Source organism: Baekduia soli (assembly GCF_007970665.1).
GTDB lineage: Bacteria > Actinomycetota > Thermoleophilia > Solirubrobacterales > Solirubrobacteraceae > Baekduia > Baekduia soli.
On sequence record NZ_CP042430.1, the window covers coordinates 2,920,613 to 2,939,107 of the forward strand.

Annotated in this window: 19 protein-coding genes and 1 pseudogene; 11 read left to right on the top strand and 9 right to left on the bottom strand. The window is 68.8% G+C overall.

Features of this window, described 5'->3' with window-relative positions; translation table 11 throughout:
• Window positions 1-8 precede the first annotated feature (8 nt).
• The 3 genes from FSW04_RS13875 to FSW04_RS28505 all read left to right on the top strand — a co-directional run bounded on the left by FSW04_RS13875 (window position 9) and on the right by FSW04_RS28505 (window position 2,949).
• Entirely contained in the window at window positions 9-1,466 is a 1,458-nt protein-coding gene (locus FSW04_RS13875) for an IPT/TIG domain-containing protein (protein WP_146920213.1), read from the top strand.
• A 151-nt stretch (window positions 1,467-1,617) separates the two neighbouring features.
• On the top strand, window positions 1,618-2,058 hold the full coding sequence (locus tag FSW04_RS13880) for an ATPase, T2SS/T4P/T4SS family (RefSeq protein WP_146920215.1): 441 nt from the start codon (window positions 1,618-1,620) through the stop codon (window positions 2,056-2,058).
• Between the two features lie 504 nt (window positions 2,059-2,562).
• Window positions 2,563-2,949 (top strand): ATP-binding protein, encoded by a 387-nt coding sequence (locus tag FSW04_RS28505; RefSeq protein ID WP_407652985.1) that lies wholly within the window; start codon window positions 2,563-2,565, stop codon window positions 2,947-2,949.
• A gap of 425 nt (window positions 2,950-3,374) precedes the next feature.
• Here FSW04_RS28505 and FSW04_RS13890 read toward each other — a convergent pair whose 3' ends face one another.
• A complete protein-coding gene (locus FSW04_RS13890) occupies window positions 3,375-3,716 on the bottom strand; it encodes a hypothetical protein (RefSeq protein WP_146920219.1) in 342 nt (113 codons plus the stop codon).
• 955 nt (window positions 3,717-4,671) lie between these two features.
• Entirely contained in the window at window positions 4,672-5,055 is a 384-nt protein-coding gene (locus FSW04_RS13895) for a nuclear transport factor 2 family protein (protein ID WP_146920221.1), read from the bottom strand.
• 581 nt (window positions 5,056-5,636) lie between these two features.
• On the opposite strand from FSW04_RS13895, the pseudogene FSW04_RS27870 reads away from it, so the two are divergent.
• A pseudogene (locus tag FSW04_RS27870) lies at window positions 5,637-6,842 on the top strand (IS1380 family transposase).
• A gap of 472 nt (window positions 6,843-7,314) precedes the next feature.
• Here FSW04_RS27870 and FSW04_RS13910 read toward each other — a convergent pair.
• The 3 genes from FSW04_RS13910 to FSW04_RS13920 all read right to left on the bottom strand — a co-directional run bounded on the left by FSW04_RS13910 (window position 7,315) and on the right by FSW04_RS13920 (window position 10,120).
• A complete protein-coding gene (locus FSW04_RS13910) occupies window positions 7,315-7,521 on the bottom strand; it encodes a hypothetical protein (protein WP_146920227.1) in 207 nt (68 codons plus the stop codon).
• A gap of 521 nt (window positions 7,522-8,042) precedes the next feature.
• Window positions 8,043-9,359: an MFS transporter gene (locus tag FSW04_RS13915; RefSeq protein WP_146920229.1), complete on the bottom strand. Its 1,317-nt coding sequence runs from the start codon at window positions 9,357-9,359 to the stop codon at window positions 8,043-8,045.
• Window positions 9,356-10,120, bottom strand: coding sequence for an MBL fold metallo-hydrolase (locus FSW04_RS13920; protein WP_146920232.1), 765 nt, complete (start codon window positions 10,118-10,120; stop codon window positions 9,356-9,358). Before FSW04_RS13920 ends, FSW04_RS13915 begins: the two co-directional genes overlap by 4 nt.
• Window positions 10,121-10,180: 60 nt before the next feature.
• On the opposite strand from FSW04_RS13920, the gene FSW04_RS13925 reads away from it, so the two are divergent.
• The 5 genes from FSW04_RS13925 to FSW04_RS13940 all read left to right on the top strand — a co-directional run bounded on the left by FSW04_RS13925 (window position 10,181) and on the right by FSW04_RS13940 (window position 12,684).
• Window positions 10,181-10,846 (top strand): ArsR/SmtB family transcription factor, encoded by a 666-nt coding sequence (locus FSW04_RS13925; RefSeq protein ID WP_146920234.1) that lies wholly within the window; start codon window positions 10,181-10,183, stop codon window positions 10,844-10,846.
• Between the two features lie 17 nt (window positions 10,847-10,863).
• Window positions 10,864-10,998 carry a hypothetical protein gene (locus FSW04_RS27875; RefSeq protein ID WP_267128228.1) on the top strand — a complete coding sequence of 45 codons (135 nt, stop codon included), beginning with the start codon at window positions 10,864-10,866 and terminating at the stop codon, window positions 10,996-10,998.
• Entirely contained in the window at window positions 10,995-11,786 is a 792-nt protein-coding gene (locus FSW04_RS13930) for a methyltransferase domain-containing protein (protein ID WP_407652937.1), read from the top strand. The genes FSW04_RS27875 and FSW04_RS13930 overlap by 4 nt, the downstream gene beginning before the upstream one ends.
• Window positions 11,787-11,806: 20 nt before the next feature.
• Window positions 11,807-12,175, top strand: a complete 369-nt coding sequence (locus tag FSW04_RS13935; protein WP_146920238.1) for a DsrE family protein — start codon at window positions 11,807-11,809, stop codon at window positions 12,173-12,175.
• 302 nt (window positions 12,176-12,477) lie between these two features.
• Window positions 12,478-12,684, top strand: coding sequence for a hypothetical protein (locus FSW04_RS13940; protein ID WP_146920240.1), 207 nt, complete (start codon window positions 12,478-12,480; stop codon window positions 12,682-12,684).
• A gap of 1,328 nt (window positions 12,685-14,012) precedes the next feature.
• On the opposite strand, the gene FSW04_RS13945 is transcribed toward FSW04_RS13940, so the two are convergent.
• Complete coding sequence (locus FSW04_RS13945) at window positions 14,013-14,375, bottom strand: ArsR/SmtB family transcription factor (RefSeq protein WP_146920242.1); 363 nt, start codon at window positions 14,373-14,375, stop codon at window positions 14,013-14,015.
• A 141-nt stretch (window positions 14,376-14,516) separates the two neighbouring features.
• On the opposite strand from FSW04_RS13945, the gene FSW04_RS13950 reads away from it, so the two are divergent.
• Window positions 14,517-14,909, top strand: coding sequence for a hypothetical protein (locus FSW04_RS13950; RefSeq protein WP_146920244.1), 393 nt, complete (start codon window positions 14,517-14,519; stop codon window positions 14,907-14,909).
• Window positions 14,910-14,936: 27 nt separating this feature from the next.
• Here FSW04_RS13950 and FSW04_RS13955 read toward each other — a convergent pair whose 3' ends face one another.
• A complete protein-coding gene (locus tag FSW04_RS13955; protein ID WP_146920246.1) occupies window positions 14,937-15,341 on the bottom strand; it encodes a hypothetical protein in 405 nt (134 codons plus the stop codon).
• Between the two features lie 79 nt (window positions 15,342-15,420).
• On the opposite strand from FSW04_RS13955, the gene FSW04_RS13960 reads away from it, so the two are divergent.
• The gene (locus FSW04_RS13960; RefSeq protein WP_146920248.1) at window positions 15,421-15,675 is read left to right on the top strand and encodes a hypothetical protein; all 255 of its coding nucleotides are present in this window, start codon (window positions 15,421-15,423) and stop codon (window positions 15,673-15,675) included.
• A gap of 227 nt (window positions 15,676-15,902) precedes the next feature.
• Here FSW04_RS13960 and FSW04_RS13965 read toward each other — a convergent pair whose 3' ends face one another.
• Both FSW04_RS13965 and thiC read right to left on the bottom strand, forming a co-directional pair.
• Window positions 15,903-16,616, bottom strand: coding sequence for a Crp/Fnr family transcriptional regulator (locus tag FSW04_RS13965; protein WP_187368775.1), 714 nt, complete (start codon window positions 16,614-16,616; stop codon window positions 15,903-15,905).
• A gap of 108 nt (window positions 16,617-16,724) precedes the next feature.
• Complete coding sequence (gene thiC, locus FSW04_RS13970) at window positions 16,725-18,098, bottom strand: phosphomethylpyrimidine synthase ThiC (RefSeq protein WP_146920253.1); 1,374 nt, start codon at window positions 18,096-18,098, stop codon at window positions 16,725-16,727.
• Window positions 18,099-18,495 lie beyond the last annotated feature (397 nt).

Sequence of the window (18,495 nt, forward strand, 5' to 3'; positions counted from 1 at the left end):
TCGCCCTCGTGGCCGCCAGCGTCCTGGCTCCCACGGCTGCCAACGCCGCGACGTACCCGAAGGTCTCGAGCGTCGCGCCGCTCAAGCTCGCCGTCGGCGATCTCCTGACGATCAAGGGCAGCGGGTTCCGCGCCGGGGCCTGGAAGACGACCGTCGTCTTCCAGCGCGACGGCAAGCCCGCCGTGTTCGTGAAGGCCAGGAGCGCCAGCGCGACGAAGATCACGGTGCGCCTGCCCGAGAAGCTCGGCGTGTTCCTCAGGACGAGCAACCTCGTGCCGGTCGCGACGAAGTTCAAGCTCCGCGTCCTGACGACCCGCTTCTCCAGGACCTGGACCTCGGACAGGCTCTCGCCGTCCGTCGCGCCCAGGGCCGGCGCCCCGGGGACGACGGGCATCACCGGCACGACGGGCATCACCGGCACGGCCGGCGGCACCGGCTCGAGCCTGACCGGCACGCCCGCCGGGACCCCGGCCGCGGCGCTCTCGGCCTACCAGGTGTGCGAGCGCGACGCCGCCTCGAGCCCCGACGTCGACGCCGACGGCGACGGCCTCACCAACGCGGTCGAGCTCGCCGCCAAGACCGACCCCTGCCTCGCCGACACCGACGGCGACGGCATCGTGGACGGCTACGAGTACTTCTCGGCGGTCGACCTCAACGGCAACGCGGTGCCCTACCCGGGCAAGCGACCGTGGCCCAACCCGCTCGATCCCACCGACTCCAACTTCGACTTCGACGGCGACGGCCTGACCATGAGCCAGGAGTACCAGCTCTGGCAGTTCACCGGCGCGCACTTCCCGCTGACCGCCTACAGCGACGGCAAGCAGGCCACGGCGGGCAGCCATCCGGTCACCACGCCGGCCGAGCACAACCTCGACCTCGACGGCAACGGCTACCTCACCGACGACGAGCTGGACGCCGACAACGACGGCCTCTCCAACATGGTGGAGTACAACTCCACCGGCACGCAGGTCTGGTGGAACTCGGTCAAGTGGTACAGGCCGCATCCCGACTCCCCGCCCTCCGCCGGCTCCAAGCCCGACTACACCGAGAAGCCCTACTCGATCCGCGCCTTCTCGCAGACGAGCCCGGTCGACGCCGACACCGACGGCGACGGCATCCCCGACGGCGCCGACGACCAGGACAACGACGGCTGGTCGAACTTCTGGGAGATGCAGATCGGCCGCACCCGCGTGCCGTACGGCTCGGGGCTCAGCACGCCCTACCGCGTGCACCCGTTCAACCCCTGCCTGCCGGACCCGCACGCGCTGACCTGCAGCCGCTGGCTCCCGCTCGACAGCGACCCGTGGCCTCCGTTCGACGGCACGCAGCAGATCGGCGACGCGCTGCCCTTCGGCTTCGACTACGCGAGCATGGATCCGTCGGTCGTCTACACGGGCTCGATGGCAAGCGAGTCGCCGCTGACCTTCGTCGGCCCGTGGGACGGACGCCACGGCAACCCGAACTGAGCCGACGGCAGCACCACAGCAGTGACGATGACGGCCGGGCGGCCCACGGCCCGGCCGTCGCCGTTCCGGGGCCCGACGCCGCGCCGAGCCGCGCTGTCCGGCCCCTGACGCCAGGGGGGAGGATCGCGGCGGCCGGCGCCCTCAAGAGGGCGTGGACCCTGCGCTCGAAGACCTCGCCTCCCGCCTCCGCGACCGCCTCCTGGCCGAGGCCGGGGACGCGGGCCCGCCCGCCTCGCTGCCCGAGCGCATCCGCGCCCTGGTCGACCGCGAGGCCGGCCTGCTGGACGCGGCCACCCGCGAGCTGCTCGTCGCGGGCATCGCCCGGCGGTCGTTCGGGCTCGGCCCGCTCGAGCCGCTGCTCGCCGATCCCGACGTCGACGAGATCATGGTCAACGGGGCCGGCGGCCCGGGAACCGTCTGGGTCGAGCGCGCCGGCCGGCTCGAGCCCACCGCGGTCGCCTTCGCCGACGAGGCCCAGCTGCGCCACGCCATCGAGCGGATCCTCGCGCCGGTCGGCCGTCGCGTCGACGAGGCCGAGCCGCTGGCCGACGCGCGCCTGGCCGATAGGACTTGCCGCATGCGTCGGTCGTAGATCTTAGGCGAGATGCCTAGTGTTGGCCCCGGTGGTGACGGATCGGGTTCAAGCGGTCGGGACGGTGGCCGCTCGCATCGGCGCTCGGCATGATGGCCCCTGCGCGCGCTCAAGCGGAGGCAAGGCCGGCGGGACCGTTCGGCTCAGGCGTGCTGGCGCGGCGCGTGGCCTACGGCACGGATGCCGTCAGCGGGGCCGGCCGGCGCCGCAGTTCATGCGCTCGGCCGATCGCCTGCTCCGAAGGAGCTCCCGTTGCGCCGTGAGTTCGGGTTCTCGTATGGGCTCCGCCGTGATCGACGACGAGACAGGCGCGCCCATGCACGCGACGTCGCTGCGGCGAAACGGGGGATGGATCGTGAGGCTGCGGCCAAGGCTCGCCGAGCGGCGCAACGAAGCGGCGACTAGTCCACGGGGGTGGGCAGGAACGTTCCGCGCTGACCCGACATCAGACAGTCGATCGCTACCGGGGTATAAGCACAGCAGTCAGCGGTGACCACCCGGAATATGGCGAATTCCGGCACGTGGCGGTTCTCCGCAGAGGCGTGCGAGCTTCGCGGCGCCCGAACAGCCGTCGGGCAGTTTGCGGCATCTCACGGAGTCCAGGACGTCGACGCTGTGCGATTGGCGGTCTCCGAGGCGGTCACTAACGTGATCTTGCACGCGTATCGTGATGACGACCGACCGGGCGAATGCTTGGTCAGTGCGTGGCGCGACCCTGAGGATGGCCTCGTCGTCTGGGTCTGTGACGACGGACAGGGTATGCGACCTCGCCCCGATAGCCCAGGCGTAGGCGCGGGGCTCCCGCTGATCGCCTCAGTAGTCCAGAGCCTCCAGGTTGAACGCCGCCCGACCGGCGGTACACGAATTATGATGTCGTTCGCCGCGGGTTAGGCGGTCCACGTCCGGTCGCTGTACGCCCGGGATTGCGGCGGCACAACGGGTGGGCACGCGTCAACTCGACATAGTTATCTGCACACGCGACTGAACGCGCCTTATCGGAGGCCCGGGTTCAGCAGGTCGAGGAATCCGCGAGGGAGGGCGTCGCGGCCAAAGTTGTTGCCCCCTGTGCGCTGCGCGCAGGTGAAGACCGGACAGAACCGACTTCGACCCGTGTCCTCGGCGGCGCGTGTGCCAGCTCTCCAAGTTGGTCTTCGGACCGATAGAGCCGCCTGCCGCGCTGCCGATCAGAGAACTCGGGCCCCGGGTCGATAGACGATGCGTTGGAGACGAGGTCAAACGACAGCCGGATCCGCATCGGTTGATGCGGACCCGGCTGCTTCGGCGCCGGCCTCCGGTGGCGGAGGCCGGCGTGCGATCTAGCGGTTGCTGTCGTCGGTGTCGTACGGCTCGCGGCTGCCGGACTTGGCCAGCCCGCGGGAGATGAAGTACGAGCCGGCGACGATCGAGACGTAGAGCCAGGCCTGGTGGGCGACGAACTCGTCGGTGCCGTTGGTGTCGCCGCCCTTGATGACAGCGGCGCTGATGAGGATGCCGACGATCACGACGACCATGCCGAAGAACTCGGTGGTCTTGGTCGAGTGCTTGGTCTCGGTCGTCAGGCGGCGCGGGCTGCGGCGCGTGTGGTCATCACTGGTAATCGGCGCGCCGAAACTGAGGCGATCGTCTTCACCGCAGATCGACACCAGCTCCGACAGCAAGCTCGGCGAGCTTCTTCCCGGCGTCCAGCTAAGGGTGCTGACCAGGGCAAGAACCCGGCCTCGACGAAGGGCGAAGGAATGGGTCAGCGCGATAACACGCTGGTCACCACCGGGGCCGACGACCCCGTCGACGAAGAGGTCACGGTGCTGCTCAGGGTCGATCAGGTCGGGCAGTTCGGCGCTCGCTCGAGTGATCTCCTGCTTACCCGTCTCTTCGGAATATCCATGTCCGCAGTCTCCCCGGCCACTTGGGGCCCAGGCTCCGGGCCAGACCGAGAAAGCTTGGCTTCGGTCCGTGCGCGCACCGTGCGCTATGGCTCGGGCCTCAACCCCCCGGAAGTGGGGTGTTGCGCCGTTAGCCTCGGCCTGAGGTCTTTCTCGGGGCGGTCAAGTCTTGCCGTGGTGATGCTGGTCCTGCTCGCGGCGGTGGGGCTTGCGGCCGCTGCGTCGGCGGGGGCGGGGCAGCGTTCTTTGGTGTGTCCGGGGGTGGCCTATCAGCTATGCTTTCAAGGCGTCGCCTTCCGTATGGGGCGTCGCAAGACGGTGATGCGTGGCGCAGCAAACCAGCGCAATGAGCATCGGCGAGACGCCCGGGGGCGCCGGGGTCGGTCCGAGGACCGTGCAGGCGACACGTTATTCAAGCCACGCTGGGGCAGAACGCCGGGGCGCCGAGACGCAGACGCCGCGGTTGCTGTCACCTGGGGGCGGTGTGGGATGACTCGGCCGGGAGGTGAGAGAGGCCCGCACGTTTGATGAGTGTCTGGAGCGGTGTCATCTCATCTCAGGGAGGCAAGAGAGGGTGGTAGACGTTCGAGGTTGCCCGTTCGAGGCTGAGCGGTCTCGGACAGCGAGGGGTCGACGCGTCGGCGAGCGCCGAGGCTTGGGACGCGTACGAGTCGCGCCCTGCGCCTGAACAGCTAGTCGCTCTGCGGTCCGACTGACCGGACGCGTACGGCTACTCGTCGCGGATCTTCCAGAAGGAGTTCTTGACGGCGACTCGGCCGTCGGGCGCGAACGTCCAGATGTCGCAGCCCCGGACCTCGATGGCCGCGCCGTCGGTCGTCGTACCGCGGATCGTCCACTCCGATACGGCCCGGTCGCCGTCAACGAAGTCGCCATGGCTGTCGTACCGGACGTCGGGGATCGTCTCGAAGCGGGCCGACAGCCCGCGGTGGACCTCCTCGATTCCCTCGAACCGGCGGCCGCACGGCTCAGGCCCGCGCGGCGACTCAAAGACGCAGTCACGTGAGAAATGCCTCAGAATCGCGTCCACGTCGTGGGCGTTGAAACCCTCAAGAATCGCCCGGAGGGTTGCCAGCTTCTGCTCCCGGTCATCCATCACGTGAGCCTACGCACGCGCGGACTCGACGCCTATCCGGCACGCGCTCACGACGGACTTCCACAAGGGGCTGATCCTTCGTCATGTCGGCCCGAACGTACGACCAGCTCGCTGGGCGTAAGCGGGAGTTGCTGCGCGAGCTCCAGGCCTGAAGCGGCCGCTGACCAAAGTCGAGGCCGCCAGAGGTGCGTTCGGTGATGACCGTCCGGCGCCGTTCGATCGCTTCCGCGACAGCCGGCCCTTCGGCGATGAGACCGCCCGACGAGCCCGAGACGGACACCGAGCCGTGGGAGTACCGGATCGCGGCCTGGTGACCATCGCCTGCCAGCTGAAGAGCCGCGCCCCGGGTCGGACCACGAGCAATTAGCCCGGATCCACCGGTCGGGTAGGACGGTGGCGTCCGGGGCGTGGACAAGAATGACCTCCTGAGCAGGAAGAAAGCGGCCGTTCGTGGCGGTCGCGGCCTGCGTCAGGAGGTCACCTTGATGGTGCAGGATGACGAGGCCGTCGGACTGGACGCTCTGGCGGTCAGGTTCGATGACGAGCGGGTGGTCAGCGATGCCGGGGCGATGCTCGTCGCGATGGTCGCGCAGCGGCTGGGGGTCGAGGCGCTGGCGGGACGGTTGGTGGCGCTGCGGCGCGAGCGGCCCGGGGCGGCGAACGCGGGGCGCAAGGTGATGGCCTTGGTGTTCGCGATGGTGCTCGGCGCCGACAGCATCGATGACTGCGGCGTGCTGCGGGCCGGGCGCACCCGCCGGCTGTTGGGCGGCTGGCTGCCGGCGCCCTCGACGCTGGGGACGTTTCTGCGGGCGTTTACGTTCGGGCACGTGCGTCAGCTCGATCGGCTGCTGGCCGAGTCGCTGACCCGGGCGTGGCAGGCCGGGGCCGGCCCCGGCGACCGCAGGCTGATCGTCGATGTCGACAGCTTCGTCGGGCAGGTATGCGGCAAGACCAAGCAGGGCGCGGGCTACGGCTACACCAAGCTCTTTGGCTACCACCCGATCCTCGCGACCAGGGCCGACACCCGCGAGGCGCTGCATATTCGCCTCAGGAAGGGATCGGCCAACACGCAGAAGGGCATCAAGCGCTTCTGCGAGGAACTGATCGCAAGGGTCGACCGCGCCGGCGCCACCGGCACGAAGCTGCTGCGCGCCGACTCGGGGTTCTGGAACACCAAGGTGTTCAAGCTGTTGGAGGCCAAGGACTGGTAGTACTCGATCGGCGTGCGCAACATCAAGACGGTCAAGGCGGCCGTCGAGGCGATCGACCCGGATGCCTGGCTGGCGATCGACTACCCCGACGGGGGCCTGGCGCAGATCGCCGAAACGACCTACGCGGGACGGCGGCTGGTCGTCCGGCGCACCCGCCTGGTCGGCCCGCAGGCCGAGCTGTGGCCCGACTGGCGCCACTTCTGCCTTCTGACCAACCGCACCGACGACCTCCACACGGTGGAGGCCGAACACCGCGACCACGCCGTCGTCGAACAGGTCATCGCCGATCTCAAAGACCAAGCACTCGCGCACTTCCCCTCCGGACACTTTCACGCCAACGGCGCCTGGACCGTGCTGGCCTGCCTGGCCCACAACCTGCTCAGATGGACCCAGCTACTCGGGCTGCCCAACACCACGATCCGTGCCGCCCGCACCCTACGGCGTCGGCTGCTTGAGGTCCCCGGCCGCCTGACCAGCCACGCCCGCGGATGGACACTGCACCTGCCCGCCCGCTGGCCCTGGCACGGCGACTACCTCAACGCGCTCAACCGCATCCGCGCGCTCCCCGCCGCCTGAACCACCGCACCGACGTTCAACACCAACAACGCCAGCGAGTCCAAGGCGTCGATCACCGCCGGGCGCAAACGGCAGACCGACACCCGCCGAAGGCCTCAACCCGGCCTTGGCGGCCCGATCCGCGCCCATACCAGCCGGCGCCGTCCTCCGAGCACCCCGAAACGCCGCTTCGGTGCACCCACCCGGTCCCAATCGGTGGATCCGGGCTTAGGCGTCGGCGCTCCAAAGCCCGCTCCGGCGCCTCCCGGCTGGCTGACAACAGGCTCTCTGCCCCCATCTAGGAGCTCGCGTAGTCCGGGTAACGCTCGGGTCATCGACGTCGCCCCCGACTCCGGCGACAGGAAGTAGGCCCTGTTAGCCAGCCCTTAGCAGCGTGAGATGATAGGTCGTGGACTTCCGGGCCTGGCCACGCAGCCATCTCTCGATGTCTGCCGCACACGACCTGCCTCGTTGGCAGCGCCGTCGTGGAGCGTCATCGCCTCGCGGCGGTCTCGTTCCGGGCAGCATCGATGTCGGCTTCTCCGCCCAGCGTCGACGTTTCGTCGCCTCGGAGGCCTGCGTGCAACGCCGCCGGCAAGAGGGCTCGAATGCCGCCGATTCGCCCGGTGACGCCACGGCGCAGATCGGCCAGATGAGCCTCGATCAGTCCGGCAACCGCCTCGTCCGGAACTTCGGCCAAGAGGTCAGGAAAGTGGCCTCGCACTTTGAGGACCGCTTCTCGGCTAGCCCTGCGTCTCATCAGGCTGTCCTCCGCGGGTCGTGTAGCTGGCTCCGAGTCATGACCAGACATACGCGCGACGTCGGGATGACCTTCCCACATCGAGTGCCGGGAAGATAGGGCCACCGGACGACTGTCGTCGCGGGTCGCGCCTGCTCGGTGAGACCGACGGCGGGTTCGCCCGCGGGCGCCCCCGGGCCGTCGGCAATGCATATCGTGTCGGGTCGTATCTCGTCACAGGGCTAGCGCGGGCCCGATCCGCGCCGGCTGGCGTCTCGGGAGCAGCTTCGGCTCTCTAGGGCCGTAGCAGAGTCACTGCGGCGTCCTGAGTGACCCCCCCGCACGAATCTCGGGCTGTAGGTCTACTCAGAGCGGGGGAGCGAGCTTCGGCAACACACGCGGGAACACATCGCAGCGCGGCTGCGTGCCGTTCGTCGCCATGGGGCGGATGGTTGACGGTCACGACGATGTTGTGAGCCACGTCACGTCTGTCGGGCCTCTGTTCCTCGGGGCAACGCCGCGTCGGGCCGCCGACAAAACCGAGAGTGCGCGTCCTCCGAACGCCGTTGATGATCCGCGGGCATGTCGCGCAGTACCCAGAGGCCCGAGGCCGCCGTCAGGCCCGCGACGATGGCGATCGCGCCACCGTAGCCAAGCGCGTCGGCGACGCCGCCGGCGATGATCGCGCCTAGGGCGTAGCCCATGTCGCGCCAGAAGCGGTAGACCCCGACGACGGGTGCGCGCGCGACCGGAGAGACCGCGTCGGACATGGCGGCGATCAGCGTCGGGTAGACGAGCGCGGTGCCGATCCCGAGTAGCGCGGCGGTGCCGGTGGCGATCGCCACCGAACCTGCGCTGAGGGACAGCACCGCGAGCGCCCCGGCCTGGACGAGCATGCCGGCGACGATCAGCGGCTTGCGTCCGGCGCTGTCGGACCAGTGGCCGGTCGCGATCTGGGCGACGCTCCACACGGCGGGATAGACCGCGGCGACCAGGCCGATCTGGGCGGCGCCGGCGCCGTGGGCGGCCAGGAACAGCGGGACAAGTCCCCAGGCGAGGCCGTCGTTGAGGTTGTTGACCAGGCCGGCTTGCGAGCAGGACCGCAGCGCCGGGACGCGGTAGCTGGCCTGGGCGAACGCCTCGCGCAACCGCGGCGGGCTGCCGCCGGTTCCGGTGTGGTGGGCAGACTGTTCGAGCGCGACGTGCGCGGCGGTGTCGCGCACGAACAGCACCGAGAGCAGGAACGCGGTCACAGCGATCACGGCGCTCGCGACGACCAGTACGTCGCGCGCGGCAAACTGGGCAGCCATCACGCCGCTCAGTCCGGCGGCCAGCGCGACGCCGCCGTAGCCGGCGGCCTCGTTGAGGCCGAGCGCCAGCCCGCGCCGGCGGGGGCCGACCAGGTCGATCTTCATCACCACGGTCATGGACCAGGCCAGGCCCTGGTTGACGCCCAGCAGGACGTTGGCAGCGACGATCCAGCCCCAGCTCGGGGCTACCGCGATGAGCAGTGGCACGGGCAGCGCCACGGCCCAGCCGGCGATCAGCAGTCGCCGCCGTCCGGCACGCTGCGCAAGCGCACCGGCGCCGAGGTTCGTGAACGCCTTGGCGAGGCCGAAGGCGACGATGAACGACAGCACCGCGGCGCTGGAGGCCAAGTGGAACTCCTGGCGGCCGACCAGCGGCAGCGTCGAGCGCTCGAGGCCGACCATCGCCCCGACGAACGCGTTGACGGCGACCAGCAGCCCGAACTGCGCGGCGTTCTCGCGCAGACCGAGACGGACCGGCGGCCGGTTCATGCCACGTCGGCGAGCGGGCGCCCGGCCCGGTTGGCGGCCATGATCGCGGCCTGCCGCTCGGGCCGCGGCGGAATGTCCTGCACCAAGGCCTTCACGAACGCGTCCTCGTCGCCGTGCTGGAGTGCGACGTTGTGGCGGCGCTCGAAGCCGATCGTCGAGGTGGGGTTGGCCGACAGGCCGCGGCCGCAGACCGAGCCGGAGTAGTGCGAGGGGTACAGCAGCAGGTCGTCGGACAGTGTCAGCAGCCGCTGGGTGATCGAGCGGTACAGCTCCCGCGCCATCCCCTCGACGGTGTGCTCGCCGTGGGCGTGCAGGTCGGGGCGCCCGGCGTCGCCGACCAGCAACGCGTCGCCGGCCAGCACGAACCACGGCTCGTCGGCGCGCGTGCGATCGGTGACCAGATAGGCGTGATGGGCGACCGCGTGGCCCGGCGTCGCGATCGCCTGCACCTCGACGTTGCCGAGCACGACGACCTCCCGATCACCCATCGGACGATGGTCGAAGTCCACGCCGGCGCCCACGGGCAGGTATGCGGTCGCGCCGGTGCGCGAGACGAGGTCCACCATCCCCGACACGTGATCGGCCTGGACATGCGTGTCGAAGACGGCCGTGATCGCCGAGCCCTGCGACTCGGCCAGCGCGACGTAGTCGTCGACGAGATCGGCGTGCGGCTCGACGACGGCCAACGAGCCGTGCGTCTTGCAGCCGAGCACGTAGGACGCACAGGCGGTCTCGTCGTTGAGCAGCTGGCGGAAGAACACGACGTCGCTCCTGGTCGAAGGGCTTGACAAGTTATCAAGTGATCGCTTGAATAACAATGGATGAGTTCCCGAGTCGAGAAGACCGCGCTGTTCGAGGCCATCGCGCTGATGGGCAAGGCGTTCGCCAGTCCCCGGCGCCTCGAGTTGCTGGATCTCCTGGCCCAGGCGCCGCGGACCGTCGATGAGCTGGCCAGGGCCAGCGATCAGTCGACGGCCAACACGTCGCAGCACCTGCAGGCGCTGCACGCCGCCGGTCTCGTCACTCGAGCGCGCGAGGGCACAAGCGTGCGCTATGCGCTGGCCGGCGACGAGGTTCTGGCCCTCTGGCTCTCGCTTCGGCAGACCTCCGTCGCACAGCTGGCCGAGGTCGAGCGGGCGGCAGGCGAGTACCTCGGCGAGCACGTCGAGGCGATCGGCCGCGACGAGCTGATCGCCCGTCTACGTCGCGGCGAGGTCATCGTCATCGACGTCCGGCCACCCGAGGAGTTCGCGGCCGGCCACATCGACGGTGCCCGCTCGATCCCGATCGACGAGCTGCGCGACCGGCTGGCCGAACTTCCCGCCGATCGCGAGGTCGTGGCCTACTGCCGCGGCCCGTTCTGCGCCTACGCCCATGAGGCGGTGCGCCAGCTGCGTGCTGCCGGCCGTGACGCCAGACGCCTCCAGGAAGGCTGGCCCGAGTGGCGGCTCGCGGCCCAACGGCGAACGCACCAGCGAGCCGCCTGACCAACGAGGAGGACGAGATGCGTGCACTCGGATTCGACGCACTGCTGGTGGCAGCCCGGGGGCCGGTGACGGCGACCGACTTCTGCCTGCGCTGCGAGGCCGTGTGCTGGTGGGACCGCCGTACGACCCGCACGGAGAGGATCGCCGCATGAGCTCAGACGACATTCCCGTTGATGTCGATGTCCTGCGCGACGAGATCCGCAAGACCTACACCGATGTCTCCACCGACCAGTCCAAGGACTACATCTTCCCCACCGGGCGCAGCTGGGCGCAAGCGCTCGGGTACCCCGAGCCGGAGCTGTCGCGGGTCCCGGACGCCACGGTGGAGAGCTTCGCCGGGGTCGCCAACCACTGGGCGCTGGGACGGATCGAGACCGCAGAGGTCGTCCTGGACCTCGGCTGCGGCGCAGGCACCGACCTGCTGATCGCGGCCCAGATGACCGGCTCAACGGGGCGAGTCATCGGCGTCGACATGACCACGACGATGCTCGCCCGCGCCCGGCAGAGCGCCACCGAGATGGGCGTCGACAACGTCGAGCTTCACGAGTCGCTGATCGAGTCGCTGCCACTGCCCGACGCATCGGTCGACGTCGTGATCTCCAACGGTGTCATCGACCTGGTCCCCGACAAGGACGCGGTGCTCGACGAGATCGACCGCGTCCTACGGCCCGGCGGCCGGCTGCAACTGGCCGACGTGATCATCCACCACGAGGTCTCCGAGGACGCCCGCAAGCGCATCGACCTCTGGACGGGCTGAATCGCCGGCGCGTTGCTCGAGGGCGAGCACGCGCGCCTGCTGGTCCAGCGGGCCTACACCCACATCACCCAGGGCGACCTCGTCGACACCTACGCGCGCTCGGCCTTCGAGGACACCCGCCGCAAGGCGGCCAAGTTCGGGGCGATGGGCTCCACGATCCGCGCCATCAAGCCACGTCACTGACAACCAAGGAGGACATACCCATGGCAAGCAACGGACGGGTCGTCGTCGGCTGCACGCACGGCGAGGAGGACCCCGACCGCGTCGCTGTCTCCTACCTGACCGCCGTCGCCGCCCTCGACCAGGGCAAGGACGTCGTCATGTGGCTCAGCGTCGATGGCGTGCGGCTCGGCCTGCGTGGCTACGCCGACCGCATTCGCGCCGGCCAGGAGCCGCCGATCGAACGTCTGCACGGTCAGTTCATCGAGAAGGGCGGCCGGTTCTTCGTCTGCCCCATCTGCTTCCGCGAGCGTGAGCTCGACCAAGCCGAACTCGTCGACGGGGCCGAGCTCAAAGGCGCCACGCCGCTGATGGAGTTCGTCGGCGACGGCGCCACGACGTTCAACTACTGAGGCGAAGGCGGAGTCGCCGGACGGGGGAACGGCTGCGACGGAGGGCGGCGCATCAACCGTGGCCGCGACTAGATCACGTCTCCGGGGCGCGAGGCGCGGCTGGCGTAATACCGGTTCGCACGCCCGCGATCGCTGGTGTGAATACGGCCCTCGGCGTGGCGTCATCGCCGCCCCGAGGGTCAACGGGTGATCAGAGTCCCCACCCAGCTGATGGCCGGCGCTAGCCAAGCCTGACTCGTGGACCGGTGGCCGACCCGCCGGGAGTGTGACGGGGTGTGACGGGCGAGCGGCATGGGAGGGCCATGTCGCCGCAGACGGCGGTGGCCACGCCCGCGCAGACGGCGGCGGTGGCCTTGATGGTCGCGCCGGTGGCCAGGCCGGAGGCGGTGGTGGCCGACGCCCCGAGGGTGGGCCGGCAGCAAAGCCTGCATCGCGGCCATCCGCGGCGGCTCAAGATCGGCAGCGGCAGGGATGTCAGCGCGATGAGGACGCGCGGGCGCTGGCCCTAGGCTCGGCAGCCCACGCACGCCGCCAGGTGTGCGTCGCGGGGGCGGCCCAGACCTGCCGATGCGTCGGGCGCTGGCGATGTCGATGAGCTCGCGCGGGCGCTTGATGGCCTGAGTGTGGGGGCGTTCGAAGCTCTTGAGCGAGATGCCGGCACCGGATCGCCCGACTTCGCGTCGCGCCCTTCCGCACGGCGGCCGGCCGGTTCGCCATCGGTCACGCCTGCTCGCATCGCGAGGGCCCGCTGGCCGACGGCATCGCCGGCCGACGGATTGGGTGATCTGTCCGCTGCACGAGCGGAGCTTCGCGCAACACCGGAGAGCCGATGGGGCAAGAAGGCCCGGCGGTACCGCCCATGGCATGGAGATCCGCGGCGGCGACGACCAGGTGGAGCTCGACCTGCCCGCGGCCGTGCCCGGGATACGACCGACGCACCCGGATGTACCGCGCTCGCCGTCCGTGACCCCGACGTGTCGGTCAATCGCGAGCGGGTGCAGCGGCTGATGTGCGGGCACCGGCTGCGCAGTCCAAGCGATCCGAACCCCATGGCAACGGGGCCGGGGCCACTCCAGGTTACCGCTCCTGGAGAGTGCTTTCACGCGTGGGTATGACCTTGGTGTGCGTCGCCGATCCCGAGCTGCCTCTACCTCACGGATCAGCGGCTGCTCGGCCGTAAGATCATGAGCCGCGAGTGACCACCTCCGCGCCGCCGAGGCCTTGGCCGTCGTCAACCGCGCCTTCGCCAAGGGTGGAAATCGGTGCCTCCGGCGGCTGTTCGGCTTGGGCATCAGGCGATCGTTCATCGCCGCGACGGGGAGCGCCCTGATACGCAGGTTGCATGAAATGCAAGACCCCGGAGACTCGTCCGGGCCCGGCGAGAACCCATAGACCAGGCAAGCGGCCTGACTGTCCCAGACGGGCCAGGCAGGGGCTTCGGTGGGGGCGCGCCCGATTAGGCAGCCGACGAATAGGGTAAACTTACGTATAACCCATTCGCCGGAGGAAGGGCGATGAGACCGCACCTTGCTCACTCGCCCGATGGTTTCATCAAGCGGGACGACTACTTCTTCTCCGAGCACGACCTCTACCGCGTGGTACGCGTGTTGGGCGCGGAGACTTTGGTTGAAAACTGTCGCGACGCGAAGCTGAGCTATCTGTCAGCGTCAGACCTTTTGAGGCTTGCGTGGTTAGAGCGTCCTCGGCGAATCTGATCGGGCACAGAGAGTGTCGAGCGACGGGCGACTGCTCCTGCAGCAACGCCCAGGCAGCGTCATGCGATTAGTCCGCTCGATCATGCTGCCAGCGATCGGCCGCCCCGCTGACGAGTCGCTGGTTAGACCGTCGGCCGGCGAGAACGGGCGCGCCGGACGCGGGGTGGCTGGCCGTCAAAAATAGCCCGAAGCCGTGGCAGGGCGTCGGGTGCGAGCCGAAAGAAGGCGTAGGGGCCGCGCTGCTCGCGCTCGAGAATGCCTGAGCGCACGAGCTTACGCAGGTGATGGCTGGCGGTTGGCTGGTGCAGGTGCAGGCGTTCTTGCAGCTCACGACTATGCAGTTCGCCTTCTGGCGCGTGCAGCAGGGTGCTGATCAGAAGTATGCGTGTGTCGTCGGCAAGCACGTGCAGCAGCCGAGCGAGTGCCGCTGCCTCTTCGCGTGTCACAGGCGCGGCCGTGATCGGGCCGTGATCGAGTCCCGACATCGATCCAGCATATCGAAGTTGGTCGCTACGTACATTGACATATGTCGATGTCCTCGCTATCCTCGCTGCCCTCGAACGTGGCAGCAAAACCACTTGGAGCGAGCACGCGGCGCGACTAACAACTAAGAGAGGAGCGCGCTGATGCGCCTGCACTTCGTTTCCCGCCTGGCACTGTTGGTGGCGGGCGGTTTCCTCGCTGTGGCCAGCCAGGTTTGGACCGGCGACACATTGCAGTGGATGTTCGTGGGCGGCGGTGGCGCGATGATCATCGGCGCCGCGATGGATGCGATCCGTTCCGACCTACCCCAGCGGGCCCTCGACGGCCTGATCGGCGTGCTCGGCGCGTGGACGGTGATCGAGGCGTTCTCCTTCGAAGCCTCCGACCTGAAGTGGTGGTCACTGGCCAGCGCGTGTGCGCTCGTCGGACTGGCCGGGCTCGGGCTCATCTTGCACGAGATGCGAACCGAGCGCGTCGTGCACGAACTGAGCGTGACCCCTAGCCCTGAGCGGCCGCTCGCCGGCGTCGACCGATAGAAGCCGGGCCAGCGCCCTTACGCGAGCTCAGACGTCGGCTGGCCGGCTCGAGCCGGCCAGCCGACCGTATCCGCAGGGAGAACCTTGCAAAGGGGGGTTGATATGCGCAATCCCGTTCGCAACGAGAGCGACGCCTTCCATGTAACGCTCGGCGTTGCTGCTGTGATCGGTATCTCGGCTGTCCTGGGTGCTCTGGTCGATCCGCTTGCTGGCCTGGCGCTGTTGGTTACGACCATTGGCGGAGCGCTCGTGTGGGAGACGGTGACACGCGATCCCGACCCCCGGCGCCCGCTTCGCGAGGCGGCCGATGCGGGCCGTCAGTCGGGGCGCTCGCTGCGGCGAAAGGTGTTGGTCGTTGCCAATCGGACGCTTGTAGACCACGAGCTGAGGGCAGAGCTCGCGCGCCGCGCAGCGGCGGGATGCGAACTGCACGTGATCGCGCCGATTCTGGTCTCCCGTGCTCACTATTTCGCCTCTGACGTGGACCAGGAGTTCCAGGAGGCGCGCGCGTTTGACCGATGTGCTCGCCTGGGCAGAGTCGCAGGACTTTGCCGTTTCCGGCAATGCCGGGGATCCGAACACGGCTTTCGGAGCCATCGAAGATGCACTGCGCCTCGTTGGCGCCGATGAAATCATCATTTGCACCTACGTGCCGGGCAGGTCGAACTGGCTCGAATCCGGCATTGTGTCGAGGCTGAAGGAGGAGCTCGACATCCCTGTCACCCATCTCCTCGTTGACGGCGGCCACGCTGCCGCGACGGCGTGAGAACTCAGCCAGGGCACGCGAGCTGGTTAGCTCATTGTTAGCCGCAAACTCTGTGACACCGCCTCATTGAGTGGCAGCAGGGTGGTGCAGTCGGCCGAACTTCCGCAGATCCCTGAGCTATTGGTCGGCTGTAGAGCGAACCGCGCTGGGCCGGGCCACGGCCTGAGCGCTGCTGGCCGCGAGGACTTGCTGGTGGTGTTGCTGCGCGCGGAGCGGGGCATGCTTGGTCACAGGAGTTCGGGGAGTGTGGTGTGTGGATCGCCGTGCAGCAGCCATCCGTGGTCGTGGCGTTGTAGATCTCCGTGCTTGGTGAGGGTCCCGATGGCGGTGGTCACCGATGGTCGCTGGGCGGCCACGAGTTTGGCGATGGTTTCGTGGGTCAGCTCGAGTGGCACGTGGACGCCGTGGGGCGTTACGCGACCCCAGCGGTCGGCCAGCATCCACATCAGGGTGAGGACGCGCGCGTCAATCCGGGGCACCTGCGCGATGGTGCATTGCATGGAGACTTGTCGCGAGCGGCGCACCATCCGTTGGACCAGTACGTCTAGGATCGACGGCCAGCGTCCTGCGATCGCGGCAAAGCGCCGGTCAAGAACCACGGCGCTGGCGGGTTGTAGCACCGTCCATGACGCCCGGGTGGTGCCCGATCCGCGGGTCGCGTCGTCGTCCCAGGGACGGATGATGTCGCCTTGGCCTAGCAGTTCGGTGGTTGACCGTTTGGCCAGATGAAGGTCGCGGGCGATCAGACCGTCCAGCACGAGAAGCCCGACCGCCGGCGGGATGTTTTCGCGGTCGGGCAGCCGCGGGGCAAGTGCGCCCGTGGGCAGGCGATGCAGGTTCACCACTACATGGCGGCGGGCGATCTCGCGAGCGTCGCCATCCAGGCCGGCGCCCATCTCGGGATCGGCGTCAAGAATCGAGATCAGAGAAGGTCGTCTCATCGGGTGTACTTGTGGCGGGGTTGGCTGCGGCCTCTGAGGGTGTCGGCGTCGTCTGGGTGCGGCAACAGCAAATGGGGCGGGTTGCGCAGTCTGGACACGGGCTCTGGGTCAGTCGGTGGCCAGCGCACGCTGGTGTTTGCGCTCGGCGACGACGGCGTGGATGGCGTCCCAGTCGACGTTGCGGAAGTTGTGCATGGGGCAGTACTTCGGCCCGCACATCGAGCAGAATTCGGCGGTCTTGAAGTAGTCATCGGCCAGCGTGGCGTCGTGCATCGACCGCGCGGTGTCGGGGTCTAGGGCCAGCTCGAACTGGCGGTTCCAGTCAAACGCAAAGCGCGCCTGGGAGAGCTCGCGGTCCCACTGGGCGGCGCGGCGGTTGCCGCGGGCCAGGTCGGCGGCGTGTGCGGCAATGCGATAGGCGATCAGACCCTGCTTGACATCCTGGGCATCAGGCAGACCGAGGTGCTCCTTGGGCGTGACGTAACAGAGCATCGAGGTGCCGTGCCAGCCCACGATGGCCGCCCCAATGGCCGAGGTGATGTGGTCATAGCCCGGGGCGATATCGGTCACCAGCGGGCCAAGCGTGTAAAACGGCGCCTGATGGCAGACCTCTTGCTGGCGAGCCACGTTCATCGCCAGCTGGTCGATCGGGATATGCCCCGGGCCCTCGACCATCACCTGCACATCACGTGCCCAGGCCCGCTCGGTCAGCTCGCCAAGCGTGGCCAGCTCGGCAAACTGCGCCGCGTCGCTGGCGTCAGCGATCGACCCGGGACGCAGCCCGTCGCCCAGCGAGATCGTCACGTCATGTGCGCGGCAGATCTCCAGGATCGCATCGAAGACCTCATAGAGCGGGTTCTCGCGCCGGTGGTGGACCATCCAGCGCGCCAGCAGGCCTCCGCCGCGCGAAACGATCCCGGTGACCCGGTGCTGACAGAGGGGCAGGTGCTCCAGCAACAGACCGGCGTGGATGGTCATGTAGTCCACGCCCTGACGGGCCTGGTGTTCGATGACCTCTAACAACAGGTCGGCCGTGAGGTCCTCGGCGCTCTTGACGCGCTCCATGGCCTGATAGATCGGCACTGTGCCGATCGGCACCGTCGCGCGACCCAGGATCGCCTCGCGCGTCTGGTCGATGCGCTTGCCGGTCGACAGATCCATGACTGTGTCGGCCCCCCAGCGCTCCGACAGCACCAACTTGGCCACCTCCTCGTCCAGCGACGAGGTCGTCGGAGAGCTGCCGATGTTGGCGTTGATCTTGACCCGGGCCCGCAGACCGATGGCCATAGGGTCCAACGCCGCGTGGTGCACGTTGGCGGGAATGACCATCCGTCCCCGTGCGACCTCTCCACGAACGACATGCTCGGCCAGATGCTCGCGCTCAGCCACGCGGCGCATCTCGGCACTGACGATCCCCTCGCGCGCCAGACGCATCTGCGTGCGGCACCCGGTCTCGACCAAAAACGACGTGCGATGCGGCATACAAGGGCTCCCTTCGCTGGCATGACCCAGAGCAGGTTCGGCGGGTCGACGCTAGGCAGCGCCCTCTCAGCCCCTCACACAGGGACCCCCGGATTAGATGACGCGGCAGCATAACGGCCGCAGCCACGGCATGCCCCATTGACCGCAAGACCCAAGTCCAGCGCGACTCCCGCGCGATGCCGGCGGTCATCCGCGACCGCGATACGGTGCCACCGAGACGGCAAGCGGCATCGACGGGCCGGGCGTCGTTCGCCGCCCGCTTCGCAACGAGGGAACGCGTACCCGGGGCCGCGGCGCCCAGCGCGTCCTCGCCGACGTGAGTGCATCCCGAACAGGCGCCGGGTGCACTCACGTCTGGGCCCTGTCGGATCCGTTAGTCCCACTCGTATGATGATGA

Bases quoted from the DNA above. Each gene is read 5' to 3' on its own strand.
- thiC (WP_146920253.1), bottom strand. From the start codon at position 18,098: ATGCCGCATCGCACGTCGTTTTTGGTCGAGACCGGGTGCCGCACGCAG.
- FSW04_RS13895 (WP_146920221.1), bottom strand. From the start codon at position 5,055: ATGGATGACCGGGAGCAGAAGCTGGCAACCCTCCGGGCGATTCTTGAG.
- FSW04_RS13945 (WP_146920242.1), bottom strand. From the start codon at position 14,375: ATGTCGGGACTCGATCACGGCCCGATCACGGCCGCGCCTGTGACACGC.
- FSW04_RS13915 (WP_146920229.1), bottom strand. From the start codon at position 9,359: ATGAACCGGCCGCCGGTCCGTCTCGGTCTGCGCGAGAACGCCGCGCAG.
- FSW04_RS13935 (WP_146920238.1), top strand. From the start codon at position 11,807: ATGGCAAGCAACGGACGGGTCGTCGTCGGCTGCACGCACGGCGAGGAG.
- FSW04_RS13965 (WP_187368775.1), bottom strand. From the start codon at position 16,616: ATGAGACGACCTTCTCTGATCTCGATTCTTGACGCCGATCCCGAGATG.
- FSW04_RS13925 (WP_146920234.1), top strand. From the start codon at position 10,181: ATGAGTTCCCGAGTCGAGAAGACCGCGCTGTTCGAGGCCATCGCGCTG.
- FSW04_RS27875 (WP_267128228.1), top strand. From the start codon at position 10,864: ATGCGTGCACTCGGATTCGACGCACTGCTGGTGGCAGCCCGGGGGCCG.
- FSW04_RS13950 (WP_146920244.1), top strand. From the start codon at position 14,517: ATGCGCCTGCACTTCGTTTCCCGCCTGGCACTGTTGGTGGCGGGCGGT.
- FSW04_RS13940 (WP_146920240.1), top strand. From the start codon at position 12,478: ATGTCGCCGCAGACGGCGGTGGCCACGCCCGCGCAGACGGCGGCGGTG.
- FSW04_RS28505 (WP_407652985.1), top strand. From the start codon at position 2,563: ATGGCGAATTCCGGCACGTGGCGGTTCTCCGCAGAGGCGTGCGAGCTT.